Origin of the sequence: Frigidibacter sp. (assembly GCF_030695035.1) — a bacterium.
Classification (GTDB): Bacteria; Pseudomonadota; Alphaproteobacteria; order Rhodobacterales; family Rhodobacteraceae; genus Frigidibacter.
In genome coordinates this window covers 115903-140504 of sequence record NZ_JAUYTT010000005.1, presented here as the reverse complement: position 1 = coordinate 140504, position 24602 = coordinate 115903, and the positions used below count along the sequence as shown (strand labels likewise).

Annotated in this window: 25 protein-coding genes and 1 pseudogene; 2 read left to right on the top strand and 24 right to left on the bottom strand. The window is 66.2% G+C overall.

The features are described 5' to 3' along the window. Window position 1 precedes the first annotated feature (1 nt). The 3 genes and pseudogenes from Q8S30_RS02670 to Q8S30_RS02660 form a co-directional block, all read right to left on the bottom strand. Window positions 2–481 carry a TRAP transporter small permease gene (locus Q8S30_RS02670; protein WP_305664491.1) on the bottom strand — a complete coding sequence of 160 codons (480 nt, stop codon included), beginning with the start codon at window positions 479–481 and terminating at the stop codon, window positions 2–4. Between the two features lie 309 nt (window positions 482–790). Further along, window positions 791–1006 (bottom strand): annotated as a pseudogene (locus Q8S30_RS02665) (SDR family oxidoreductase); the annotation flags it as partial. 174 nt (window positions 1007–1180) lie between these two features. After that, window positions 1181–2317 (bottom strand): mandelate racemase/muconate lactonizing enzyme family protein, encoded by a 1137-nt coding sequence (locus Q8S30_RS02660; protein ID WP_305664490.1) that lies wholly within the window; start codon window positions 2315–2317, stop codon window positions 1181–1183. A gap of 103 nt (window positions 2318–2420) precedes the next feature. On the opposite strand from Q8S30_RS02660, the gene Q8S30_RS02655 reads away from it, so the two are divergent. Then, entirely contained in the window at window positions 2421–3299 is an 879-nt protein-coding gene (locus tag Q8S30_RS02655; RefSeq protein WP_305664489.1) for a LysR substrate-binding domain-containing protein, read from the top strand. 44 nt (window positions 3300–3343) lie between these two features. On the opposite strand, the gene Q8S30_RS02650 is transcribed toward Q8S30_RS02655, so the two are convergent. The 14 genes from Q8S30_RS02650 to Q8S30_RS02585 form a co-directional block, all read right to left on the bottom strand. Continuing rightward, the gene (locus Q8S30_RS02650) at window positions 3344–4078 is read right to left on the bottom strand and encodes an aspartate/glutamate racemase family protein (RefSeq protein ID WP_305664488.1); all 735 of its coding nucleotides are present in this window, start codon (window positions 4076–4078) and stop codon (window positions 3344–3346) included. Next, window positions 4075–5382 (bottom strand): TRAP transporter large permease, encoded by a 1308-nt coding sequence (locus Q8S30_RS02645; protein WP_305664487.1) that lies wholly within the window; start codon window positions 5380–5382, stop codon window positions 4075–4077. The genes Q8S30_RS02650 and Q8S30_RS02645 overlap by 4 nt, the downstream gene beginning before the upstream one ends. Continuing rightward, window positions 5379–5921 carry a TRAP transporter small permease subunit gene (locus tag Q8S30_RS02640; RefSeq protein ID WP_305664486.1) on the bottom strand — a complete coding sequence of 181 codons (543 nt, stop codon included), beginning with the start codon at window positions 5919–5921 and terminating at the stop codon, window positions 5379–5381. Before Q8S30_RS02640 ends, Q8S30_RS02645 begins: the two co-directional genes overlap by 4 nt. A gap of 58 nt (window positions 5922–5979) precedes the next feature. Next, the gene (locus tag Q8S30_RS02635) at window positions 5980–7008 is read right to left on the bottom strand and encodes a TRAP transporter substrate-binding protein (RefSeq protein WP_305664485.1); all 1029 of its coding nucleotides are present in this window, start codon (window positions 7006–7008) and stop codon (window positions 5980–5982) included. A 181-nt stretch (window positions 7009–7189) separates the two neighbouring features. Next, the gene (locus Q8S30_RS02630) at window positions 7190–8023 is read right to left on the bottom strand and encodes a MurR/RpiR family transcriptional regulator (protein ID WP_305664484.1); all 834 of its coding nucleotides are present in this window, start codon (window positions 8021–8023) and stop codon (window positions 7190–7192) included. A gap of 96 nt (window positions 8024–8119) precedes the next feature. Further along, the gene (locus Q8S30_RS02625) at window positions 8120–8632 is read right to left on the bottom strand and encodes a MarR family winged helix-turn-helix transcriptional regulator (protein ID WP_305664483.1); all 513 of its coding nucleotides are present in this window, start codon (window positions 8630–8632) and stop codon (window positions 8120–8122) included. After that, the gene (locus Q8S30_RS02620; RefSeq protein WP_305664482.1) at window positions 8629–9843 is read right to left on the bottom strand and encodes an NAD(P)/FAD-dependent oxidoreductase; all 1215 of its coding nucleotides are present in this window, start codon (window positions 9841–9843) and stop codon (window positions 8629–8631) included. Before Q8S30_RS02620 ends, Q8S30_RS02625 begins: the two co-directional genes overlap by 4 nt. After that, window positions 9840–10154: a 2Fe-2S iron-sulfur cluster-binding protein gene (locus tag Q8S30_RS02615; protein ID WP_305664481.1), complete on the bottom strand. Its 315-nt coding sequence runs from the start codon at window positions 10152–10154 to the stop codon at window positions 9840–9842. The genes Q8S30_RS02620 and Q8S30_RS02615 overlap by 4 nt, the downstream gene beginning before the upstream one ends. Before the next feature lie 7 nt (window positions 10155–10161). Then, window positions 10162–11385: a cytochrome P450 gene (locus tag Q8S30_RS02610; RefSeq protein WP_305664480.1), complete on the bottom strand. Its 1224-nt coding sequence runs from the start codon at window positions 11383–11385 to the stop codon at window positions 10162–10164. A 15-nt stretch (window positions 11386–11400) separates the two neighbouring features. Continuing rightward, the gene (locus tag Q8S30_RS02605; RefSeq protein WP_305664479.1) at window positions 11401–12111 is read right to left on the bottom strand and encodes an ABC transporter ATP-binding protein; all 711 of its coding nucleotides are present in this window, start codon (window positions 12109–12111) and stop codon (window positions 11401–11403) included. Window positions 12112–12118: 7 nt separating this feature from the next. Then, the gene (locus Q8S30_RS02600) at window positions 12119–12865 is read right to left on the bottom strand and encodes an ABC transporter ATP-binding protein (protein ID WP_305664478.1); all 747 of its coding nucleotides are present in this window, start codon (window positions 12863–12865) and stop codon (window positions 12119–12121) included. Continuing rightward, window positions 12865–13848: a branched-chain amino acid ABC transporter permease gene (locus tag Q8S30_RS02595; RefSeq protein ID WP_305664477.1), complete on the bottom strand. Its 984-nt coding sequence runs from the start codon at window positions 13846–13848 to the stop codon at window positions 12865–12867. Before Q8S30_RS02595 ends, Q8S30_RS02600 begins: the two co-directional genes overlap by 1 nt. Beyond that, window positions 13845–14708 (bottom strand): branched-chain amino acid ABC transporter permease, encoded by an 864-nt coding sequence (locus Q8S30_RS02590; protein ID WP_305664476.1) that lies wholly within the window; start codon window positions 14706–14708, stop codon window positions 13845–13847. The genes Q8S30_RS02595 and Q8S30_RS02590 overlap by 4 nt, the downstream gene beginning before the upstream one ends. A 77-nt stretch (window positions 14709–14785) precedes the next feature. Then, a complete protein-coding gene (locus Q8S30_RS02585) occupies window positions 14786–15952 on the bottom strand; it encodes an ABC transporter substrate-binding protein (protein ID WP_305664475.1) in 1167 nt (388 codons plus the stop codon). 190 nt (window positions 15953–16142) lie between these two features. Between Q8S30_RS02585 and Q8S30_RS02580 the strand changes: the two genes are divergently transcribed. Beyond that, on the top strand, window positions 16143–16439 hold the full coding sequence (locus Q8S30_RS02580) for a hypothetical protein (RefSeq protein ID WP_305664474.1): 297 nt from the start codon (window positions 16143–16145) through the stop codon (window positions 16437–16439). 91 nt (window positions 16440–16530) lie between these two features. On the opposite strand, the gene Q8S30_RS02575 is transcribed toward Q8S30_RS02580, so the two are convergent. The 7 genes from Q8S30_RS02575 to Q8S30_RS02545 form a co-directional block, all read right to left on the bottom strand. Further along, window positions 16531–17820, bottom strand: a complete 1290-nt coding sequence (locus Q8S30_RS02575) for a sorbosone dehydrogenase family protein (protein ID WP_305664473.1) — start codon at window positions 17818–17820, stop codon at window positions 16531–16533. 199 nt (window positions 17821–18019) lie between these two features. Next, on the bottom strand, window positions 18020–18694 hold the full coding sequence (locus Q8S30_RS02570; protein WP_305664472.1) for an RraA family protein: 675 nt from the start codon (window positions 18692–18694) through the stop codon (window positions 18020–18022). After that, on the bottom strand, window positions 18691–20334 hold the full coding sequence (locus Q8S30_RS02565; protein WP_305664471.1) for an ABC transporter ATP-binding protein: 1644 nt from the start codon (window positions 20332–20334) through the stop codon (window positions 18691–18693). Before Q8S30_RS02565 ends, Q8S30_RS02570 begins: the two co-directional genes overlap by 4 nt. Next, window positions 20331–21125, bottom strand: coding sequence for a creatininase family protein (locus tag Q8S30_RS02560; protein WP_305664470.1), 795 nt, complete (start codon window positions 21123–21125; stop codon window positions 20331–20333). The genes Q8S30_RS02565 and Q8S30_RS02560 overlap by 4 nt, the downstream gene beginning before the upstream one ends. A gap of 17 nt (window positions 21126–21142) precedes the next feature. Further along, a complete protein-coding gene (locus tag Q8S30_RS02555) occupies window positions 21143–22729 on the bottom strand; it encodes an ABC transporter substrate-binding protein (RefSeq protein ID WP_305664469.1) in 1587 nt (528 codons plus the stop codon). 29 nt (window positions 22730–22758) lie between these two features. After that, window positions 22759–23595 carry an ABC transporter permease gene (locus Q8S30_RS02550; protein ID WP_305664468.1) on the bottom strand — a complete coding sequence of 279 codons (837 nt, stop codon included), beginning with the start codon at window positions 23593–23595 and terminating at the stop codon, window positions 22759–22761. Then, the gene (locus Q8S30_RS02545) at window positions 23592–24515 is read right to left on the bottom strand and encodes an ABC transporter permease (protein WP_305664467.1); all 924 of its coding nucleotides are present in this window, start codon (window positions 24513–24515) and stop codon (window positions 23592–23594) included. The genes Q8S30_RS02550 and Q8S30_RS02545 overlap by 4 nt, the downstream gene beginning before the upstream one ends. Window positions 24516–24602: the final 87 nt, after the last annotated feature.

Sequence of the window (24602 nt, the reverse complement as noted above, 5' to 3'; positions counted from 1 at the left end):
TTCAGCCCCTTGGATCTTGGTATTCGCGCCGCAGCCCGATCAGCGCGGCGACGAGGGCAAAGGCGAGCGTGACGGTCACGAAGCCCAGCAGCCACGGCATCGACAGGCCGAGATCCCGCGAGGTTTCGGGCGAGCCGAGCTTGTCCCAGGTGTTCTTGCCCATGATCCACAGCATCACCGCGGCAAAGGCCAGCGAGGCCCAGGCGCCGGTCCGGCCCAGCGGGCGGGCAAACCGGCTGGGGCTGATCTCGGACAGCAGCTTTGCGGTGACGTGGTTACGCTGCGCGTAGCAGACCGGCATCGAGACCAGCGCCCCGAAGCCGATCAACAGCGAGGTGATCTCGATTGCGCCGGGCACATTGGCGGAGGCCAGCCGCCGCGCGATGACATCCGCCACCGTGACGCCCGCCCCCAAAACGAAGCTGCCCGCCGCAATGCCCAGCAGGCCGCGCGTTACCCAAGATGTCGCGCCGGCGGCCATCAGGCCCGTCCCCCGGCAGATGTGAAATGCGGATATCCTGACGCTGGCGCAAATCTGCGCATGGCTCCCCCCTCCGATAAAACAATTCTCCCGGGCACATGTTTAAAGGCCACGGCCCGGAACGCGACCACCGGTGCGGACCTGTCCGCCTGCCGGACAGTTCGGGCCGCGGCGCGGCCATTCCGGTCTGGGCCAGCATAGGGTATGCAAGCCTTGCTCCGCTCGGCCCAGTCAGCTTTTGCGCGGGTGATCCTGCCGCAGCCATGTTGGGGTGTTCGCTGCGGCAAGTCCACAGCCACTCGGCCGCGCTCAACAGGGGTTCTCTGCCCGGGCGCAGTGCATCGAGCCAAACAGGTTGATGTCGATGATCTGGCGCAGATCCTCCACGCTCAGTTCGTCCAGCGGAACCTTGGGCACGTTCACCCCGGCATTGTTGAACAGCAGGTTCAGCCGCCCAAAACAGCCGGCGATCTGCGCGAAGAGTGCATTGACGGCTGCCGGGTCGGTCACATCTGCAGAGATGGCGTGATCCGCCCCGGCGCATCGCCCGCGGTCACGTCCAGCGCCGCCGCGGTGCGCCCGTCGATGACCACGTCCAGCCGTCGTCGGCTGGCGCCTGCGCGACGGCGCGCCCTACCCCGCTGCCACCGCCGGTGACAAGTGCGATCCCACCCGGGCCTTGTGCCGCCGCTCCGCCCGTCATGGCCGTTTGCCGAATTCGGCATCTGCGCGTTTCCACGCCATCGCCTGATCGGACAGGGTGAAGCCAAGCCCGGGGCGGTTCGGGACGATCATCCGGCCGTTCCTATTCTCCAGCCGCTCGTTGAACAACGGGTCCAGCCAGTCGAAATGCTCGACCCAGGGCTCGAACTCATAGGCGGCCGCCAGATGCAGGTGAATCTCCATCGCGAAATGCGGGGCGAGTTTCAGCTTCTTCTGCTCGGCCAGCGCGCAGATCCGCAGGAACTGGGTGATGCCGCCGACGCGGGGTGCGTCGGGCTGGATGAAGTCCACCGCGTTCCTCTGGATCAGGTCGATATGCTCGGCCACGCTGGCCAGCATCTCGCCGGTGGCAATCGGCGTGTCCAGCGCGGCGGCAAGTGCGGCATGACCCTCGCTGTCATAGGCATCCAGCGGCTCTTCGATCCACACCAGGTTGAAGGCCTCCAGCTGGCGGCAGGCGCGCATTGCGGCCGGGCGGTCCCATTGCTGGTTGGCGTCGACCATCAACGACACCCGCCCGCCGATCTTGTCGTTCACCGCCGCAACCCGGCGCAGGTCTTCGGCCATGTCGGGCTGGCCGACCTTGATCTTGATGCCGCCGATCCCCTGCTCGATGGACCGCTCGACATTGTCCAGCACCTCCGCCAGCGGCGAGGACAGGAACCCGCCCGAGGTGTTGTAGCACTGCACCGAATCCCTGTGCGCCCCCAGCAGCTTGGACAGCGGCAGCCCGGCCCGCTTGGCCTTCATGTCCCACAGCGCGATGTCGAAGGCGGCAATTGCCTGCACCGCCAGCCCGCTGCGCCCGACCGAAGCGCCCGCCCAGGCCAGCTTGGTCCACAGCTTGGCAATGTCATTGGGATCCTCGCCCAGCAGAACCGGCGCGATCTCCTTGGCATGTTCGAACTGCCCCGGCCCGCCAGCCCGCTTGGAATAGCTGAAGCCGATGCCGGAATGGCCGTCAACCGTCTCGATCTCGGCAAAGAGGCAGGCAACTTCGGTCAGCGGCTTTTGCCGACCGGTGAGCACCTTGGCATCGCTGATCGGGGCCTTCAGCGGCAGATGGATGGCCGAAAGCCGGATCCAGGCGATCTTGTCGGAGGTGGTGGTCATGTCGGGCAGCCTTAGATGATGCGGGTTTCGGGCAAGGCTATTGCGGTTCACTCGCTCAAGTCCAAGATCGGTTTTGACAAGAATCAATACGGAAACTGAATAGATGATCGAACTGCTTCAGGTCCGCTACTTCGTGATCCTGGCCGAGGAGCTGAACTTCAGCCGCGCGGCGCTGCGGCTGAACATCTCGCAGCCGCCGCTCAGCCGCCATATCCAGCAGCTGGAACAGCAGCTTGACGTGCTCTTGTTCGAGCGTACGAGCAGGCGCGTGACCATGACGCCCGCCGGCCAGGCATTTCTGGTCGAGGCCAGGCGCCTGCTGGCCCAGACTGACGCCGCGGTCATCGCCACGCGGCGGGCAGCTAGGGTTGTGTCGGGCAAGCTGACCGTGGGGTTTGTCGGGGCCGCGACCTACGAAGTGCTGCCCCAGCTGGTGAAGATGGCGCAGACCGAATTGCCGGGCGTGGAGTTCGACCTGATCCAGTTGGAGACGGCAGAGCAGGACGAGGCCCTCCGCACCGGGCGCATCGACCTTGGCCTGTCACGCCCCCTGTCCGGCGGACCGATGATCGACTGTGTGCGTATCGCACATGAGCCGATGATGCTGGCGATCCCGCAGGACCATCCCCTGTCGATCCGTCGCCGCCCGCCAGCCAAAGCGCTGGAGGGCGAGCCGTTTATCATGTTCGCTCCGGCCGCCCGCCATCTGCATGACATGCTGACCGGGCTCTTGCAAAAGGCAGGGATCTCGCCGCGGGTGGTGCTGCAGATGACCCATTCGCAGGCGATCCTGTCGCTGGTCAGCACCGGGATCGGGCTGGCCATCGTCCCAGCCTGTGCGCGCAATGCCAGCTTCGACAACATCGTGTTCCGACCGCTGGCGCGTCCTCTTGCCTGCCACGCCGACATGTTCGCCAGCTGGTCACGCGAGAACGGCAACCCGGTCCTGCGCCGGGTCCGCGAGATGCTGCCGCCCTGCTGACGCCTGAGGCGCAACCCCGTTCAGCCCCCGCCGCGCTGTCAGCGCTATATGTCGGCGCTTTGCGGAGCCGGGCCCTCTTGGCGGGTTCGGACGGTGGCATAGGCAAGGCGAATCGCGGCCTCCATCGCGTCGATCACCGGCAGGCCATGCCGCGCCTCCAGCTCTGCCGCACGTCCTGCCAGGCCAGCAGAACCGAGGATGATGGCCCCGGCACCGCCCCTGTCGCGCGCATGGGCGATGGCCGCATCCAGACGCAGATCCGCGGCACGGGATCCGTTCGCGGCAGTGGCGACGCCAATCCCGGCAGCGTGAACGGCGCATTGCGGGCCCGCGCCAAGCCCGTCCAGCACACGGCGAATGCCGGGGATCGCGGTCTCGACCGTCGTGACCACGGCGAAGCGGTCCGCGCGAAGCCGTGCCATTGCGACCGCCGCCTCGACTGCGCCGATCACCGGTGCAGGCAGCAACCGCCGCCCCTCGGACAGCGCGATATCGTCGAAACAGGCCATGACATAGGCGTCGAATCCCGGATGGGCGGCCAGCAGGCCCACCGCCAGCGGTTCGGCGCGTGCCCGGTGGGCCGGGGTTTCGATGGACAGCGGGCTTTGCGCAGAGCTGACGATCTGCGCCACGGCGCCGGCGGGCAGAACGCGGTCGGCGACCGCGCGCAGCAGGAAATTCACAGCGGGGTTGCTGTTGGGGTTGACGACAAGGAGGCGCCACAGGGGCGCCTCCGCACTCGTTAAGGGTACAACCGTGTGTGCGGGGGCAAGCGTCACTGCCGCCCCGCAAGCATGTCGGGCAGCCACATCACGATCTGCGGCCAGATCATCAGGGCAACCGTGAACAGCATCATCACCGCGACATAGGGCAGCGCGCCGCGCGTGACATCGGCATAGCTGCCGCCATCGGTGCGGACCCCGTGCACCACGAACAGGTTCATCCCCACCGGCGGCGTGATCAGCGCGACCTCGCACATGATGACGATGAAGATGCCGAACCAGACCGGGTCGATCCCTGCGGCAAGCACGATCGGCAGGACGATCGGCACCGTCAGCACCATCATCGACATCGCATCCATGAAGGTCCCCAGCAGCACGTAGAAAAGCAGCAGCACGAACAGCAGGGTGATCCGCTCGAACCCGAAGCCGCCCACCCATGTCGTCATCGCCTGCGCCGCCCCGGTCATCGAGATGGTGACGTTCAGCAGCAGCGAGACCACCAGAACGATCATCACCATCCCGGAGGTCTTGGCCGCCTGGACCGAGCAGTTGATCAGCAGATCCACCGTCAGCCGGCCATTCAGCGCCACGAAGCCAAGCGCCAGCATCACCCCGATGGCCGCCGATTCCGTCGGTGTCGCCAGCCCGCCATAGATCGAGCCCATGACCACGCCGAAGATGATCGCCGGCGGGATCAGGTGTTTGCCAAGCGCCAGCTTCTGGCGAAGTGGCATGGTGGTCAGTCCCGTTGCCTCGGCCCCCGCCTTGCCGTGGAAGAGGGCGATATAGGCCGAGAAGGACAGCGCCAGCAGCAGACCCGGCACCACGCCGGCAGCAAAGAGCTGCCCAACCGAGGTATTGGCGATGGAGCCATAGACCAGCAGGTTGACCGAGGGCGGGATCAGGATGCCGAGGGTGCCCCCCGCTGCCAGCGACCCAAGCGAGGCCGGCATCGGGTATTTGTATTGCTCCAGCGCGGGCAGGGCGATGGTGCCCACCGTCGCCGCCGTGGCGACGGAAGATCCGGAGGTGGCCGAGAACATCGTGCAGGTGGCGATGTTGGAATGGAGCAGCCCGCCCGGCAGGCGGCCCAGCCAGACCGCCATCGCATCATACATCCGGTCGGCGATGCCGCCGCGCAGCAGCAGCTCTCCCAGCATCATGAACAGCGGGATGGCCAGCATGGTGGGGCTGTTCAGGCTGGTCCAGATCACGCCGCCCAGCATATCGACCAGCGGCGTGCCATAGAGCATGTAGCCGCCAAAGGCCCCGATCGACAGGATGGTCACGGCGATCGGCACACTGAGGAACATCAGGGCAAGCATCGCGCCAAAGCCGATGCCGACAATGGCAATGCTCATCGGGTGGCTCCTTCCAGGACGGGTGTCCCTTCGCGGCGCTTCAGGTCCTCAAGCTCGGCCTGCAGCTCTTCCTCGGGCGAGATGGTGCCGAACTCGCGCCCGATCCCCCGCCAGTCCCCGCGCAGCAGCAGCTGCACGGCCCGGACGGTCAGGATGACACCCGCAATCGGGAAGGTGGCCGAGGTGATCAGCCAGATCGACTGCGGCCAGATCAGCGGCGTGGCCCAAGGCGTCTGCGCGATGGACCGGTAGGCCTTGGTTTCCAGGACCGTCTGCACGGTGAACCAGAAGAAGAACAGACCCAGCAGCATCAGCGAGGCCACGGCAGCCACATCCAGCACAGCCTGCACAGGCCGCGGGAAGTGCTGCGTCACCTGGTTGATGCGGATGTGGGACCGCCCGATCAGCGCCACGGTAAAGGCAAGGGGGGCGACAATGGCGATGGCATAGCCGCCAAGCTCGTCAATGCCGCCCATCGAATGGGACAGCAGCTTGCGCAGGAGCGTCTCGGCGGTGACCGCCAGAGACAAAGAGATCATGACGACCCCGAAGATGATCCCGAGGATCCTTGAATACCGCTCCATCACCGCCCCGCCCTTACAGGCCGAGACCGGCGCCGACGCTGGTGCGCCACACCTCTTCGCAATCGGCCGCGACGGCGTTGCACTGCTCGGCCCAGATCGGCAGTGACACCGCGCCCACCGCATCGGATACCAGCTTCAGGTCGGCCTCGGACACCGGCGCTTCGGTCAGTGCGTAGGGGACGCCGCGCTCGCAGGGCTGCTGGCCGGTGTTGCAGCGCATCGCATCGCTGTAGAGCTCTTCCGAGAAGGTCCAGATCTCGGCCGTCAGCTCGTCAATCGCGGCTTCCAGCTTGACCTGATCCTCGGGCGAGAATTTCTCGAGGCTCTTGAGGTTGATGGCATAGCCGTTCATCGCCAGCTGCAGCGCGACGGGCAGAACCGTCGTCGTCGCCTCGGGCCAGCCGCCGGTATTGGCCGAGGCCGGGCCGGTGATCGCGCAATCCACCACGCCGCGAGCCAGCGATTGCTGCACCTCGCCGAAGGGCATCGAAATGCCGGTCGCGCCAAGGTTCGCCACGAAATTTGCCGCAGACTGGTCGCCCACCCGGATCTTCAGACCCTTCAGATCAGACAGGCCGGCGATTTCGGGTTTGCAGAAGATCACCTGCGGGCCGGCGGGCCACATGCCGTAAAGCTTGGCGTTAAACTGCTTTTGCAGGCGCTGATCGACATAGGGCAAGAAGGCCTCGACATGCGCCTTGCCAGCCTCGTAGCTGGTGTTCAGGCCGACGAGGTCGAGGCCCAGAACCGATGGCTCATCCCGGCTGACCTGCGGTCCGCGGATCGAGATGATGTCGAACAGCCCGGATTTCAGGATGCGCAGCGCGTCGGTATCAGGAATGCCCGCCACGTCGATCGGCAGGTATTCCACCTTGATGTCGAGCCCGGTTTTTTCGGCCAGCGCCTCGAAGAACGGCTGTTCCTTCTGCTGTGCGATCAGGCCAGAGCCCGAGGGCTGGCCCAGGACGCGCAGGGTGACGGTTTCGGCGAAGGCGGCAGAGCCGAGGAATGTGCAGGTGGTGATCAGCAGTGTGCGAAGCATGGTATCCCTTCCTGTCGGTCATGTTTTCATTCTGGGGATGTTTCCCAAGCAAATGAAAACATATTTTCACCATCATGCGACGATTCCTGCGGTGTGAGAAAACCAGTTTTCATCGCCATTTCCAATATGCCCTCGCCTTATGCGGTATTTTGGGGTGCAAGGCTGCCACGTGGGCGGTTTGTCAAAGCTCACCCAGAAGATCGTTGAGTCGCTCGATCTCGCGCAGCCGTTCTCGGCCCGCCCGGTCCGCCAGCGCGATGGTCCGGTTGGCGATAAGGTTGCACAGCCCCATCACCGCGACATGGCTGAACAGCGGACCCGGAGAGCTTGTCTCGCAACGGAAATGCCATGCGGCCGCCGCCAGAGGTTCGACGCCCTCATCCGTGACGTGAACAAGTGTGGCCCCCTTCGCGACGATCTCGGCCAGCAGAGCATCGGTCTGCGCGACCCGGCGGCGCAGGCCGAAGAAGATCACGGCGTCCTCGGGGCCAAGGCTGACCAGGTGTTCGCCCATGGTCTGCCCGGCGCCCGGAATCGCCACGATCTGCTCGATCACCTGCGTCAATTGCCAATGCAGGTAGACCGCAAAGGCGGTCGAGGCGCGAAATCCCACGACCCAGACCTTGCGCGCCGACAGAAGCCGCAGGGCCAGCCGGTCGATATCTTCAATCTCTACCCCCGCCAGGCTGAGCTGCAGGTTGCGGCTGTCATGGTCGGTGTAATTGGCAAGATCCGGCGCCTCGGCCTGCGCCGCGGCGATATAGGCCCGCGACCCGGTGGCACGTTCTTCCCGCGCATGAAGACGGGCCTCTTCATAGGACTGGTAACCAAGGCGGCGCACGAAGCGCGTCACCGTCGCATTCGACACGCCCGCCAATGTGGCAAGCTCCGAGGCTGTATAGCTGGCAAGCTCGCCGGGGAAATCGATCACCAGTTCGCCAAGCTTACGCTCTGCCGGCCCAAGCGTCGCCGCGGCTGCCCGCACCCGCGTTAGAAACGATTTACTTCTGGACATGAGGCACCGGAGCCTGAAAAGGAATTTTCATGCTATCAGCGCCAAGGTGCAATGTGAATGGTCGCTGTAATGGTCCGCGAAGGGACTGCGCCTTGGCTACACGTCCGCCAGGTTGAGCTGCATCCGGCGCATCGCGCGGATGAAGGCCTCCAAGTCTTCGGGATCCACCCCGCGGATCAACCGGGACTCGCGGCCCAGGGCCACCGCCAGGATGCGGTCATGCAGATCATAGCCGGCGCCGTTGAGCCACCACAGGCGCTTGCGCTCGTCGGTTTCCGAGGTGACGAACTCGACGCGGCCATCCTTCTCAAGCTGCTTCAGGGCGCGGCTTGTCGCGGCCTTGTCGAGGTGAACGACCTCGCAGATCCGGTTGGCGGTGATGCGCGGCTCGATCGCCAGCATCGACATGGTGCGCCATTCGACGATGCCCACCCCGAACATCTCGCGGTAGAGGCTCGAAGCCCCGCCCGACAGCGCGTTGTTGACCGAGCTGAGCAGGAAGGGAATGTAGGTGCGGACATCGACGATCTGGCGGCCGTCGCGCTCTATCGTCGGGCAGGACAGCCGACCCTCGGGGCAAACCGGGAGTGTCTGGGTCTCTTCCGTCACACCGTCGCCTTCCTCTCCGCTGCCAGTGCCCGAAGATCATATCCTGCCGCCGCCGCGTCTGCCTGTGTGGGGCCAAGGCCCGTAGCCAGCAGCTTGCGTGCCGCCATGTGGACGCCCGGGGCATTGATGGTTTCCACCCCGGTCATATGACAGTCGCGGAAGCGGATGACAATATTGTCGCCCACCGGCACCGCCGCGTCGCTTGGCAGACAGGCCCCCGCGATCTGCAGTTTGTGGGGGCCCTGATCGCTCCAGAACCACGGCAGGGCATCATAGGGCGCGGGCTGGCCCATGATGGTGCGGGCGATGGCGCGGGCCTGATCGGTTGCGGCCTGCACGGATTCCAGCCGGAGCGGCGCGCCCATGCGGCGGCAGGGGAAGGTCGCGCAATCACCGAGGGCGAAGATCGCGGGATCGCTGCTGCGCAGATGCTTGTCAACCACGATGCCGTTGGCAACGGCAAGGCCCGCCTCCTGCGCCAGTTCGGTATTGGGAACCACCCCCGCCGCCAGCAGCACCAGATCGGCGTGGACCCGGGTTCCGTCATCCAGCCGGACGCCAGCCGCCCTGCCCTCGGCCTCCAGCACCTCCACCGCCAGCCGGCCGAGGCACAGCTCTGTGCCCATGTCCCGGTGGAGCGTCGCGAAGCGGCCCGACATCTGCGGGCTGAGCGCGCGGGCCATCAGGCGGGGGGCGGCCTCGATCACTGTGGCGCCGAGTCCGGCCCCGCGAGCCACCGCGCCAAACTCCAGCCCGATGAAGCCGCCACCGATGATCGCGGCATGGCGGGCGGTGCTCATCGCGCCCCGCAGGCGCTGCGCATCGTCCAGATCGCGCAGGCCCAGGACCCCGGGCAGGTCCAGCCCCGGCACTGGCGGGCGGGCGTTGCGCGCGCCGGTCGCCAGCACGAGGTGGTCATAGGCGATGGCCTCGCCCTGATCGGTGATCACCGCCGCCGCCGCGCGGTCGATACGGGCGATGCGGGTGCCAAGCCGCAACGTGATGCCGTTGCGCGCATAGAAGCTGGCGGGCCGCAGATGCAGCGCGTCGGCGATGCCGTCCTTGAGATAGGCCTTGGACAGTGGCGGGCGCTGATAGGGCAGCGCGGCCTCGGCGCTGATCAGCGTCACCTGCCCCGCATATCCGTCCTGCCGCAGGCTTGCCGCGACCTGAAAACCGCCATGCCCGCCGCCGATGATGACAACGCTCACAGCTGCGACTGGGGCAAGCGGATCACCAGCCCCTCCATCTCGGCCGAGACCTTGATCTGACAGGACAGGCGGCTCTGCGGCGTCACCTCGCAGGCGGCGCTTTCCAGCATCTCGTCCTCGCCATCGCTTCGGGGACCGGTGCGGCCTTCGTCGTCATAGCAGTGGCAGGTGGCGCACATCATGGACCCGCCACATTCGCCGATGATCCCGTCAAGATCGGCGGCAAGGGCGGCCTGCATGACGGATTGGCCGTCGCGGGCGTCGATGTCATGGCGGGCGCCGTCCGGGGTGATGAAGGTGATGGTGGTCATGCGGGCCTCAGCTTGCAACGAAGGTCAGGGGAAGGCGGTCCAGCGACCGGATGGCATTGCCGGGCCGCCAGACAGCGGCGCCCGCAGGTTCGATCCGGTCCACGCGGGCAATCATCGCGGTCAGCAGCGCCTCGATCTCGGCGCGGGCGATGTTCTGGCCAACGCAGCCGTGGATGCCGGCGCCAAAGCCCATATGGCCCTGCGGGCGGCGATCCACGCGGTAGCGCTCCGGATCGCCCCATTTCTGCGGGTCGCTGTTGGCGGCGCCCAACACGCAGATGATCTTGGCGCCTTCCGGGATCGGCAGGCCCGCCACGGTCGTCTGCCGGTCTGCGGTGCGCGCGAAGGTGTGGACCGGCGAGGTGAAGCGCAGCATCTCTTCGATGGCGGGGCGGATCAGCGCGGGATCGTGCTTCAGCCGGTCGTATTCGGCGGGGTTCTGCGACAGGCACCACAGCATGTTGCCGATGCCCGTCACCGTCGTATCCACCCCGGCCGACAGGAAGGAGCGCACCAGCATTCCGGCCTCGTCTTCGGTGATCTCGCCGGCATCGGCGGCGGCATAGATGATCGCCCCCAGCCCCTCGCCCGTCAGCCGCGCGCGCCCGCAGGCAGCGGTGATCCAGGGCACGATATCGGCCTGCCGCGCCATCGCATCGCGGCGCAGGGCGTTGTCGGGGCCCATCGCGTTGAAGACCATGGCGCCGTAATCGACCAGTCGCCGCGGATCGCTGTCGGTCATGCCGACGGCGCGGGGGAAGACCGTGGTCGGAAAGGCCTCGGCAAGCTCGGCCACCGCCTCGATCCGGCCTTTCGCCAGCACCTGATCCACCAGCGTCTCGGCCGTTTCGCGGAAGGTCTCGCGGAAGGCGGCAATCGCCTTGGGCGACAGGGCCCGCGCCATCACCTTGCGGGTGCGGGCGTGGTCGGGCGGATCGACCTCGAGGATGATGGAAGGTTTGCGCCAGGGGGTGCCGTGCCGGAAATCGTTCAGCCCGACCCCGCGCGAGGACACGAAGCGCTCGTGATCGGAAAAGATCTCGCGGGTGGTGTCGTACTGGCCCGCCGCCAGAACCGAATAGCGCGGGATGTAGACCAGCGGCCCCCGTTCGCGCAGGCCGGCGTAATAGGGGAAAGGGTCGCGCAGAATCGCCGCGTCATAGGGGTCGATATCCCAGACCGGGATGCCCGGCGCCGGGTCGAACGCGACATGGCCTTCGATCATGTTCATGGATCTTCCTTTCGGTCAGGTCACCAGGCTGACGCCGACATGGCGGTCGATCAGCGAGGGGTTGTCTTTCAGCTCTGCCGCGGGGCCGTCATGGACGATGCGGCCCGCGCTGACGAGAATCCCGCGCGAGGCGAAGGCCAGGGCCGCGGCGGCGTGCTGTTCGACCAGCACGACGGTATGGCGCCCGTCCGCGGCGAGGTTCTCGAACACCTGCATCAGCTGCTCGCAGATGACCGGCGCCAGCCCCTCCAGCGGTTCATCCAGCAAGATCACCTCGGGCCGGGTCATCAGCGTGCGGGCGATGGCCAGCATCTGCTGCTCGCCCCCCGACAGCTGGGTGCCGCCATTGTGGCGCCGCTCCTTCAGGCGCGGGAACAGGGCATAGGCCTCCTCAAGCGTGGCATCGCCGCGCAGCACGCAGCGCAGGTTCTCCTCGACCGTCAGCGAGGGGAAGATGTCGCGCGTCTGCGGCACGAGGCCGAGTCCTATGGCCGCCCGCTGATGGGGTGCCAGCGCGGTGATGTCCTGCCCGCGCAGGTGCAGCCGGCCGCCATGCAGGCGCGTCAGGCCCATGATCGTGGCCAGCAGCGTCGTCTTGCCGGCCCCGTTGCGGCCGATCACGGCAATGCGCTCGCCCTTTGCCACGGTCAGGTTCAGGTTCTGGATGACATGGGTGGGACCGTAGCCGGCACTGACGCCCGCAAGCTGCAGTATGTGGTCAGGCATGATGTGTTCAGACATGGGCGCCCCCCAGATAAAGTTCGCGCACCTTCGGATCGCGGCTGATCTCGGCCGGGCTGCCCTCGGTCAGGATCCGGCCCGCGACCAGCACGACGATCTGCCGGGCGATGCGGAAGACCAGGTCCATGTCATGCTCGATGATAAGCACCGCCAGATCCTGCGGCAGCCGCTCGATCGCCTCGATGATCAGCGGGCTTTCCGAGGACGGCACCCCCGCCGCCGGTTCATCCAGGATCAGCACCCGCGGCCGCAAGGCGAGTGTCAGCGCCATTTCCACCAGCCGCTGCTGGCCATAGGCCAGTTGCGATACCGGCAGATCGCCCAGGGGCGCCAGCCGGAACTGCTCCAACAGGGCCGTCACCTCCTCCTCGACGCCCCGATCGCTGTCGCTGCGGCGCCAGAGGCCGGTGGCGCGCCCGTCGCGCTGCAAGATCGGCAGGCGCAGGTTCTCGCGCACCGTCATGCTGCGGAACAGCGTGGTGATCTGGAAGGTCTTGGCGATGCCGCGCCGGACGCGCGCCGCCTCGCGCAGGTGGCCGATATCCTGCCCATCGAAAGTGATGGTCCCCGAGGAGGGCGCAAGGATGCCCGTCACCAGATTGGCGAAGGTGCTTTTCCCCGCGCCATTGGGCCCGATCAGCGCCTTGCGCGCGCCGGGCGGCAGGTCGAAGTCGATATCCAAGGCGACGGTCAGGCCGCCGAAGCTCTTGTTCAGTCCGCGAACGCACAGACCCTGCATCACAGCGCCCTCCCCATCAGGCCGCGCAGGCGCGCGGGCAGCGAGACCAGCCCGCCGGGCACGAAGAACACCACCCCCAGCACCATCGCGCCGATCACGAACAGCCAGTTGAACGGATCATGCGCGGCGGCGGTGTGATGGACCGTCATGAAGATGGCGACGCCGATGATGCCGCCGATCAGCCGCCCGGTCCCGCCAAGCACCAGCATGATCAGCGCCTCGGCCGACAGGGTGAAAGCAAAGACCTCGGGGCTGACAAGCTGTGTCACCTGCGCGGTCAGCGCGCCCGCGATTCCGGCAATGGCCCCGGCCAACGCATAGGCCGCGACCCTGCGGCCATAGACCGGCGTGCCGATGGCCGTCATCCGGGCCGGGCTGTCATGGATGCCGCGCAGCGACAATCCAAAGGCAGAGCGGGTGACGAGCCGCAGCAGCAGGAACACCGCGGCCAGCACGGCCAGCGCATACCAATAGCCGGTCTGGCCGATGAAATCGAACTCGAAGAGGCCCAGGACCGGGTCCATCCGGATACCCCGCAGCCCGTCCGACCCGCCGGTGACGCCGCGCGCCTTGTTGGCGATCTCCATGCAGATCTGCGCCACGGCGATGGTCAGCATGATCAGCGTCAGCCCCTGCGCGCGCATCAGGACCAGCCCCGACAGCAGCGCCAGCGCCGCACCCGCCGCGGCGCCCACCACCAGCCCGGCCAGAGGATCGGCCCAGACATGGATGGCGAAAAGGCCCGCCGCATAGGCGCCGGCGCCATACATCGCGGCCTGCCCCAGCGTGGCGATACCGGCAAAGCCCAGCAACAGGTCGATCGACAGCACCAGCACCATCAGGATCAGCACCCGGGTCAGGAAGCCCAGACTGTAGGGCAGCAAGAAGAACATCGCGGCGGCGATGGCCAGCAACAGGGCCTCGGCCAGAAACGGCACGCGGGCCAGGCGCTCTGGCAGGGGAAGAGTCAGGCTCTCGGTCATGTCAGGCGTCCCATCAGGCCCCGCGGACGCAGCGCAAGCAGCGCGATCACGCAGGCGAAAAAGAAGATCGTGCCGAAATCGGGCACCAGATAGCGGGAGGCGGTCTCAAGGATGCCAAGCCCCAGCGCCGCGGCGAAGGATCCCAGGATCGAGCCCATGCCGCCGACCGCGACGACGATCAGGAACAGCACCATGTAGCGCAGGGGGTAATAGGCATCGACCGGCAGCAGCTCGGCCCCGAGGATGCCGCCGAACGCCGCCAGTCCCGCGCCAAGGCAGAAGGCCAGGGCAAAGATCCGCCCGGTGTCGATCCCCAGCGAGGCGGCGGTGGCGCGGTTGTCCACCGCCGCCCGCAGACGCATTCCGAACCCGGTCCGGTCCAGCACCAGCCACAGCCCCGCCATCACCGCCAGCCCCGCGCCGATGACCACGATCCGGTGCATCGGCAAGGTGCGAAAGCCCAGATCGACAGGCTGGCCAAGCCCCTCGGGCAGGCGGATCTGCAGCAGCGAGCTACCCAGCCACAGGTTGACGGTGGCGATCATCAGGAAGGTGATCCCGATGGTGGCCAGCACCTGCTGCAGCTCTCCGAACCCGTAGATCCGCCGGTACAGCAGCCGCTCCAGCGGCAGGGCGACAAGCACTGTCCCCAGGATCGCCAGCGGCAGGGCGACCCAGAAGCCCACACCCTGCGCCATCGTCAGCCAGTGCGCGAATGCGCCGCCGATCAGGGCGAAGCCGCCATGGGCAAGGTTGATGACGCGCATCAGGCCCATGGTCACCGACAGGCCGACCGCGATGATGAAAAGGATCATCCCGTAGGCGATGCCATCCACAAGAATGTTGAGAGTTAAGGACATGAGTCTTCCCCGCTGACACGACGGCATCCCGTCGGCACTGGCTTGAACGTTCCGGGTTCGAGGGGCTGACGGGCTGGCTACCTGTCCCAGCCCAGATCGCCGACAGTGGCGATGACGCCCTGTTCGCGGTTGACCAGCAGCCCGCTTGCCGCATCGCGCTCGACCTGGCGGATATAGACGTTCTGGATGACGGTGCGGGTCTCGGGGTCCATCTCGACCGGGCCGCGCGGGCTTTCCCAGGCCAGCGTCTTGGCATGTTCGATGGCGGCGGGGCCGTCGCTGCCGGCGGCGCGCACCATCTCATAGATCAGATGCGTACCGTCATAGGCGCCGACCGAGGACCAGTTCGCCACGGAGCCGGGGAACATCTCGGCCAGCCTGGCGGAAAACTGGCGGTTCAGGTCCGAGTCATGGGCGCCGGAATAGTGATAGGCGGTGGTCAGGCCGATGGCGGCATCGCCCAATCCCTGCAGGTTCACCTCTTCGGTCTCGGCAGTTCCCAAGAACCGGATCCCGGCTTCGGCCAGGCCGTTCTCGTTGTAGGTCTTGGCAAAGCCGAAAGTAGGCGGTCCGCCAGGAAGGAAAGTATACAGTGCGTCGGGTTCGATATCGCGGACGCGCTGCATGAAGGGTGTGAAATCGGTCGTGCTCAGCGGCATCCGGACACTGTCCACCACCTCGCCGCCAAGCGCAGTAAAGGACGTGCGGAAGGCATTCTCGGCGTCGATCCCGGGGCCGTAGTCGGACACGGTGGTGGCGACGGTGCGGATGCCCGCGTCCCAGGCCCAACGGGCCAGAGGCTCTGTTACCTGCCAGAGGGTATAGCTGGTGCGGACATAGAATTCCGACTGCTTGTTGATACTGGAGGTGGCCGCGTTGAAGATCACCGTCGGCGTTTCAGACTGGTCGATCAGCGGCGCCACGGCCAGGGCATTTGGTGTGAAGGTGAAGCCCGCGAGGTAGTCCACCCGGTCGCGGATCAGCAGCTCTTGCGCCAGCGCGCGGGCCGTGTCGGGATTGACGCCGCCGACATCCTTGTAGATGAACTCGATCTCGTGGTCACCGGCAGTGGTGCCATGCTCGGCCACATAGACCTCGATGGCCTCGCGGTACTGCTTGCCATAGATGGCAAAGGGCCCCGAAAATGTTGCGATCACCCCAACCTTGATCGTGTCGGCACTGACCATCGTGCCCGAGGCAGCGATGACGGCAGCGCTCAGCGCCACCCGAAACGGCGTTTTCATGTGTTCCCTCCCTGGAAGCGCCGATCCTCCCCGATCCGCGCTATGAGTTGATATCACAACTCATATGGAGTGCAAAGAGATTCTCGCTCTTGGTCAGTTGGCCCTAAAATCGCCATGCTGCGAAGGGTGTCTTGATTTTGTTCCCTTTATGTTCTATATAGGAAAGCCAAGCAGTGAAGGATTTTCCCCGATGGAAGACACCACCTTTACCCTTCCCGTCACGCCCCGCCAGATCGCCTATGCCCGCGCACTGGCGATGCGGAACCAGACGCTTCTGCCCTGGGAGATCCAGCAGGATCGGCGGTCGCTAAGCGCCTGGATCGAAGCGCAGGCCGCGTTGACGCCGGTCCCAGCAACAGACAGTCGACCGACCTCAAAGCAGGTGGCCTTCGCCGAGCGCATCGCCCGGATCAAGCGGCGCGCCGTCCCGGACGAGTGCTTCCGCGACAAGGGGCTGATGTCGAAGTGGATCGACGGCAACAGGTGAGGGCCGCGCCCCCCATCGGGAACGGCCTGTCGCCAAGGCATTGGAGCCGCAAGCAGGGAAGCCTCCCGCGCGGGACCGTTTCAGCGGCCGGTCAAGCGCCCGTGACGCGCCAGATGACGTCGCCCACATCATCCGCCATCAATAGCGATGTCTTGTCCGGACCGATCGTCACCCCGACCGGGCGTCCATAGGCGGTTTTCTCGTCATCGGACAGGAAACCGCTGAGGATGTCCCGGGGCGGGCCACTTGGGCGACCATTCTCGAAGGGTACGAAGATCAGCTTGTAGCCGCTGAGCTTCGAGCGGTTCCACGATCCGTGCTGCCCGATCACCATGCCATCCCCGAAGCCCGGCAATGTCCCGGCGGGCATCCAGCAAAGCCCCAACGACGCCGTATGCCCGCCCAAGGCATAATCCGGCGTTATCGCGCGGGCGACGAGGGCTGCGTCCTGCGGCACCCGGTCATCTACCGTGCGGCCCCAATAGCAATAGGGCCAGCCATAGAAGCCCCCGTCCTGTACCGAGGTCAGGTAATCGGGGGGCGTTTCATCTCCCAGCCCGTCACGCTCATTGACGACGGTCCAGAGCGTGCCGGTCACAGGCTCCCACGCCATCCCCACGGCATTGCGCAGGCCCGAGGCGAAGATACGCACCGCGCCCGTTTGGGTATCCAGCTCCCAGATCGCGGCGCGGCCCTCTTCGACCTCCATCCCCTGATCGGCGATGTTCGACAGTGACCCGACGCCGGCATAGACCTTGGTGCCATCGGGCGACACGATCAGGCTGCGCGTCCAGTGCCCGCGCGGCTTGAAGCTGACCAGCTTCTGCCCGCTCCCCGTCAGGGCTGTGGCCCCCGGGGTATAGTCGAAGACCACGATCCCGTCGGTATTGCCGAGGTAAAACTTCTCGCCGATCAGCGCCATGCCGAAGGGCTGATTCTGGTTCTGGACAAAGATCTCGCGGATCTCGGCCACCCCGTCGCCATTCGCGTCCCGGAACAGCGTCACCCGGTTGGCGCTTTCGCCGATGGCCTTGGCCCGCCGCATCACCGCCTGGGCCGCATGGTCCATCATGGTCTTGGGCGGCCCGGCCTGCTCTTTGGACTCTGCCACCAGAACATCGCCATTCGGCAGAACCTCGATCCAGCGCGGGTGCTCCAGACCGGAGGCAAAGGCGTTGACCTTGAGGCCCGGCGCGCAGGTGGGAACGTGGCCCTCCACCCAACCTTTGGCGACGGGCATCTTCAGGGTCATGATGCCCTGCTTTTTCGCCTCGGGGATCTGCGGGCTTGGTCCCATAGCCTGATGTGCAGGCGACCCCATACGACGCAGAAGCGCCACCGTGCCGCCGACCGCTGCGGCCGCCTTTGCGATAAGATCCATGTCGTCCTCCGGGCTGCTTGATGAGCATCGTAGCGGGAGTCCCGGCGACACAACAGCAGGTTCTCCCCGATCATGCCTTTGCTTTACCGGCGCCGTCGCGGGCAAAGCGGAAATTTTTATGAGCACCGGACATCCAGATGCTGGCCGTCACAGCCAGTTGCCCTCCGGCACTGGAGAGCGTGACAGCCTGACCTTGGCTCTACCCTTCCAGCGCCGCGGCGATCATCTTGCTGGCGCCCGACAGATCGCCCAGCTTCTGCCCTGCCTCGATCAGGCCGCGGTTGCGGCCTGCGCGGGCCTGCCGTGCCACGGCCTCGGCGAGCACCTCGGGCGCTTCGTCCGGCGGCAGGATCAGCACGCCGCAGGCATCCATCACCACCAGATCGCCGGGCATCACCGGGACGTTGCCGCAAGACACCGGCAGGTTCACCGCGCCGCCCAGATCGTTGAGCCGCGTGGTGATCGCCGAAACCCCGGTGCAGAACACCGGCAGGCCGACCTCGATGATCTCATCGGAATCGGTGCAGGGACCGTCGAGCACCACCGCCACCGCCCCGGCGACCTTGGCGGCAAAGGCGACTCCGCCGCCAAGGCAGGCGTGGCGCGTATCGCCCAGACGATCGATCACCACCACATCGCCGGGCCGTACCACAGACATCGCATGGTGCAGCATGGTCGAACAGGTGCCGGGGATCGCCACCGTCACCGCAGTGCCGGTCAGCGTGCCTGTGATCGGCGCAATCGGGCGCAGCTCGCGGCTAACAAAGCCGCGGTGGCGGAAATGGCCGATGGTGGCAATCTCCACCTCGCGGAAGCCGACAAGCAGCGCCTCCTCCACCGCCTCGGGGCGCGGGCCGATCTGGTATTTCTTCATGGCTGCTGTCCTTGGCTCGGGCGGTCCTGCCAGTCGCGCCCGGGCACGGCCGACAGCAACTCGCGGGTATAGGGTTCGCGCGGATTGGCGAACAGCTCGGCCGCCGGTCCCTGCTCCACGATCACTCCGCGCTGCATCACCGCGATCCGGTCGCAGATGCGAGAGGCGACGCGCAGGTCATGGGTTATGAACAGCAGGCCGAATTGCAGATCCTTCTGCATCTGCGCCAGCAGCTCGAGGATCTGCGCCTGCACCGACACATCCAGCGCCGACACGCTCTCGTCGGCGATCAGCAGGTCGGGCTGCACGGCGAGCGCGCGGGCGATGCAGATGCGCTGGCGCTGGCCGCCCGAAAACTCATGCGGAAAGCGCCGGGCGGCGCTGCGCTCCAGCCCCACTGCCTCGATCAGGTCCAGCGCGCGGGCCTTTGCCTCCTCGCGTGGCAGGCCGTGGATGATGGGCCCCTCGGCAATCGCGTCGCCGACCGCGTGGCGGGGGTCGAGCGCGGTGTAGGGGTCCTGGAACACGATCTGTACCTTGCGCCGGGCATGGCGCAGGGCACTGCCGGTCAGGCCGGTGAAGGCGCCGTTGTCGATCACAACCTCGCCCCCGTCCGGTTCCACCAGACGGATCACGCATTGCGCCAGCGTGGACTTGCCGCTGCCGCTTTCCCCGACAAGGCCGAGCGTCTCGCCGCGCCGCAGGGTTACATCCACACCCTTCAGCGCCGCAACCTCGCGGCTGGCGCCGATCAGGGTGCGGGTCTTGTAGGTCTTGGTCAGCCCTTCGGCGCGCAGCACCGGCTCGCCCAGCACGGCCGCCGTGGTCTTGGGGGCAAGTCGCGGCACGGCAGCGATCAGTTGCCGCGTATAGTCGGCCTGCGGATCGTTCAGCACCGCATCGCGGGTGCCGATCTCGACCAGCTTGCCGTGGCGCATCACCGCCACCCGGTCGGCAATCTCTGCCACCACCCCGAAGTCATGGGTGATGAACAAGATGCCGGTGCCATGCGTGCTGCGCAGGTCCAGCATAAGCTTCAGGATCTGCGCCTGCGTGGTCACATCCAGCGCCGTCGTCGGCTCATCGGCGATCAGCAGCGCCGGGTCCAGCGCCAGCGCGGTGGCGATCATCACCCGCTGGCATTGCCCTCCCGACAGCTGGTGCGGATAGGCGCGCAAGATCGCTTCGGGGTCGGGCAGGCGCACCTCGCGGAACAGCTCGATCACCTTCTCGCGGATCTCGGCGGCCTTCAGGTCGGTATGCAGGCGGAACACTTCGGACACCTGCGCGCCGACGCGGTAGATCGGATTCAGCGCCGCGATGGGTTCCTGAAACACCATCGCCAGCCGCCGCCCCGACAGCCGCAACCGCTCGCTCCGGGACAGGCGCAGAAGGTCGCGGCCTTCGAACATGATCTCGCCTTGCGGGCGTGGCAGGTTGGTCGGCAGCAGCCCCATCAGCGACAGCGCGGTCAGCGACTTGCCCGACCCGGTTTCGCCGACGACGCACAGGATCTCGCCCCGGTTCAGCGTCAGCGACAGGTCTTCGACCGCGAAGGGGCGGTCGGCGCCGCGTGGCAGCGGCACCGAAAGATGGCGGATGTCGATCAGTGGGCCAGTTTGCGGAATCGGGTCTGTCATGCTCCTGCCCCCCCTGCCCCGGCATTAAGCTGGCGCGGGTCGTGCTGGCGCAAGTGGGCCACCAGCCGCGCGCAATGCCCCGTCAGATGCTCGACGATCAGCCGCCCCGCCTCGGCCGAGGCCAGCGCCGGATCGCCGCCCAGCATCCCGTCGGGGTGCAACTCATGCCCGTCCAGCGGCAGGTTCAGCGGCAAGCCTTCGAAGCGCACGCCGCTTACGCCCATGGCCGGCAGCCCCATCGCCTGTGCCGGGACAGCGGCGCGCATCAGGTCGGGGCGCATCGTGTCGGGACGCAGATACATCGAGACAGAGGTGACAGGATCGCCGCCATGCCCGCGCGCCTGAGCGGCGCCAGGGCCGTGGATCTGCGTCCACAGGCTATCCGGGATAGACCGCCACAGGTCGATGGAGGCGACGGCCACCCCTGTCTGGCGGCGGATGCCGCGCAGCGTCTGATCGATCAGCGAGGCGTTGGTGGAATGCCCGTTCACGATCAGCAGCCGCCGGATGCCATGGTCGAGGAAGGAGGTCGCCATATCCTCGATCACCGCGCAGAACGTCGCCGCCCGCAGCTGGATGCCGCCAGGATAGCCGCGGAAGAATTCGGCATAGCCAAAGGGCAGGCAGGGCGCGGCGATGGCACCCGACGCCTTGGCCGCGCGCAGGGCGATCTCTTCGGCCAGAAGATAATCGCCCATCGGCGCATGGGGGCCCTGCTCCTCATGGCTGCCAAGCGGCAGCAGGATCACCGGATCCTCGGCCAGACGGTCGCGGAACTCCGCGACCGTCATGTCTTTCAGCGCGTGCTTCACGCCGGCAGCGTCATGTAATCGCCGAAGAGGCGCATTTCGCCATCGGGGCGCGGCACGAACTCGATATCGGCGCGGTGGGCCCAGTTATAGACGCTCTTCCACAGGTAATACCCCGGGGTCACGTCCTGCCAGGCCTGCGACAGCTTCAGATAGGCAGCCTTGCGCTCCTCGAACTCCACTGCTTCCTCGAACTCCTTGCCAGCGGCCAGATATTCCGGCGTCGGGTCCCAGGTCTTCCAATGCGCGGTAGACCGGCTTGCCGTCGGGCCCCAGTCCAGCCACAGCGGCTGATAGGGGTCGCCGGGGATGAAGTCCGTCGACATCGACATGTTCATCAGGTGGTAGGGGCGGGTATAGACCAGCTCGAAGTTGTCGAGGATCACCGCCTGCACGTTGACGCCGATCTGGCGCCACTGCTCGACCATGATCTCTGCCGCGGCTTCGTAGTTCGGGTAGAACTGCCGGGTGATGTGCCAGCGCAACACCTGCCCGTCATAGCCAGAAGCCTCGACCAGCGCCTGCGCCGCCTCGGGGTCATAGGGCAGCGGGTTCACCATGTCCGGGTCGTAGAAATCGCCATATTCGGGGAAGTTGAACGGCACGGCGGGGTGGAAGGTCGTCTCGCCGAACAGCGCCTGCACGATGGCGTCCATGTCGATGGCCTGCACCATTGCCTTGCGCAGGTTCACATCCACCAGCGGGTTGTCTTCCGGGTCGGGCCGGGTGTTGAAGGCAAATGCCGGGTAGTTGCCGGCCAGCGCCCGCGCGACGATCACTTCGTCATAGCTGGCAAGCTGCGCTTCCTGGTCGGTGGGGATGTTGGCGATGAAGTCGAACTCGCCCGAGACCAGCCCCGCCATCCGGCCCGCAAATTCCGGCACGATGCGCCAGATCAGCTTTTCGGCCGGCGGCGTGCCGCCCCAGTAGTCGTCGAACGCCTCCATCTCCAGCACTTCGCCGGACCGGAACAGCGTCACCCGGTAGGGGCCGGTGCCGATGGGGGCCTGTCCAAAGGCATCGACGCCCATTTCCAGATAGGCCGCCTTCGGCACGACGAACCCGATATAGCCTGTCAGCTTGCCGGGGATGTAGGGGTCTTCGCGCTCTGTCTCGATCTCGACCGTCAGGTCATCGATGGCCTCGACCCGCACGAAGCCCGCGGTGAAGGTCTTGCCCCGCGGCTCGAACGGGCTCTCGCCCCACAGCCGTTCCGGCCCAAGGGTGAAGGCCACATCCTCGGCGGTCATCGTCTCGCCGTTGTGGAATTTCACGCCCTCGCGCAGCTTGATCGTCCAGACCTTGCCATCGCGCGACCATTCGGTCGCAAGGCCCGGCACCAGCGCCAGCCCCTGCTCATCTGCGATGTAGTCCCGCTCGACCAGATGCGAGTAGATGTTGGGGAAGAACCGCCGTGTGGTGGTCGAAATCCCGTTGATGGTGTTGATATTGGCCCAGAGATTGTCGACGGCGATGGTCAGCGTCGGGCGGACCCCGTCCTGCGCGTGAGCCAGCGACTTCGGCAACCACAGCGTCGCCGCCCCGGCCCCAAGCGAATATTTCCCAAAGTTGCGTCTGCTGATCATCGGCTAGCCTCCGGTTGGATTTCAGGGTTTCAGGTGGTTCTCGTCTTCAGCATCGGATCCAGCCGGTCGCGTAGGGCATCCCCCAGCAGCGACATCGAGAGGGTGATCAGGAAGATCAGCGCCCCCGGCCAGACCGAGATCCACCAGGCGGTGGACAGGTAATCGCGCCCGTCGCCCAGGATCTGCCCCAGGCTGGTGTTCGGCGGCTGGATCCCCAGCCCCAGGAAGGACAGCGAGGTTTCCAGCAGGATGATCTGCGGGAAGGTCAGCGTCACCTGCACGATCAGCGCCGAGGCGACATTGGGCAGGATATGGCGCAGGTAGAGCCGCCCCGGACCTGCCCCCAAAGCCTCGACCGCGCGGGCATAGGGCTGCGCGCGCGCTGACAGCACCACGCCGCGGGCCAGCCTTGCATAGGTTTCCCAGCCGAACATCCCCATCAGGATGACGAACAGCACCATGGAGTTGCCAAAGAACGCCAGCAGCGTCAGCGCGATCAGGATGAAGGGCAGCGAGGCCTGGAAATCCACGAACATCATCAGGATTTCCTCGGTCAGCCCGCGGAAATGCGCGGCGAGGAAGCCGACGAAGGTGCCGAAGATCGCCCCGATCAGCGTGCCCGCCAGCGCCACCGACAATGACATCTGCAGCCCGGCGACCAACCGCGCGACCATGTCACGCCCGATCCGGTCAGTCCCCAGCGGAAACTCGGCGCTGCCGCCCATGAAGGCGGGGGGCTGCAAGCGGCTCATCAGCGCCTGATCGGTGACCAGATGCGGGGTGAAGACATTGCCGAACACGGCGGCGGCGACGGCTGCGACCAGAATGCTGCTGGCCATGACGGTGATGACGTTCGGACGGCTCATTTCGCGCCCTCGCGGATACGGGGATCCAGAAGACCGTAGAGCAGGTCCACGATCAGGTTGGCCAGGACCATCGTCACCGCGATCACCAGCACCAGCCCCTGCACCACCGCCAGATCGCGCTGCGACACGGCCACTACCAGCAGCCGCCCGATCCCCGGCCAGGCGAACACCGATTCAATCACGATGGCCCCGGCGACCAGCTGCCCGAGGTTGAGGCCGATCACCGTGACGATGGGAATGGCGGCGTTGGGCAGGGCGTGGAACAGCACGCGCTGCCAGAACGGCACCCCGCGCGCCGAGGCGGCGCGCATATAGGGCTTTTCCAGCACCTCGAGCATCGCGGACCGGGTGAAGCGGGCCAGCGTGCCGGCGGTGAAGGTGGCCAGCGTGACCGAGGGCATAAGCAGGTGCAGGAAGGTTCCCGTGCCCGAGGACGGCAGGATTTGCAGGTAAAGCGAGAACAGAAGGATCAGCAGGATGCCCAGAAAGAAGTTCGGCAGCGCAAAGCCGAAGACCGCGAAGACCATCACGATCCGGTCGGTCAACCGCCCGCGCCGCAGCGCCGCGACGATGCCCGCCGGAATGCCGATGATCGCGGCGATGATGAAGGCCGCAAGCCCCAGCTGCGCCGTCGCCGGCAAACGCTCCAGGATGATCTCCAGCACCGGGCGGCTGTCGCGCAACGAGTTGCCGAACTGCCCCGTCGCCATCTGGCCCACATAGCTGACATATTGGGCGAAAAGTGACCGATCCAGCCCCCAAAGCTCGCGGAAATGCTCGATCTCGTCCGGCATGGCGTCGGCGCCCAGCAGCGCCACAACCGGGTCGCCCGAGGTGCGCAGCACGATGAACGCGAAGGTCACAACGAACCACAGCGTGATCACCGTGCGCACAAGTTTGATCAGCCAGAAACGGGTCATGAACCTCTTGCCTGTCCGGGTAAGAGTTCAGCGAACCATGCGACTGCAGCGAGATCAATTCCCTAATCAGCAATGGTTTGATATGTT